This window comes from Bacillus sp. SIMBA_008, assembly GCF_046535495.1.
GTDB classification, from domain to species: Bacteria; Bacillota; Bacilli; order Bacillales; family Bacillaceae; genus Bacillus; species Bacillus subtilis.
In genome coordinates this window covers 1-266 of sequence record NZ_JAWRWL010000575.1, presented here as the reverse complement: position 1 = coordinate 266, position 266 = coordinate 1, and the positions used below count along the sequence as shown (strand labels likewise).

Annotated in this window: 1 protein-coding gene; it reads right to left on the bottom strand. The window is 44.7% G+C overall.

What is annotated here, in order from left to right; translation table 11 throughout:
- Nucleotides 1-266 (bottom strand): MFS transporter (locus SB658_RS24510; protein WP_410602984.1); only part of this gene is annotated, 266 nt, incomplete at both ends.

Genomic DNA, 266 nt, shown 5'->3' with positions numbered 1-266 from the left:
GCTTGTAAATTCGTAGCTGTGCCCGCGCCATATATAAGTAAAGAAACTAGTAAAAGAATAATACTATTTGTTAAAGCTGCCACCACAACTCCAATAGCCCCTAGTCCACCTACTATAAAACCTCCTGCAAGCCCTATGCGGCGACCATGTTTTTGTGATAACTTCCCAACAAAGAAAGCCGCTACCGCAGATCCCATTGTAAACATAGCAGCTGGTAATCCTGCATATGCATCTGTCCCAAGCATTTGCTGCGCAAGAAGTGCACC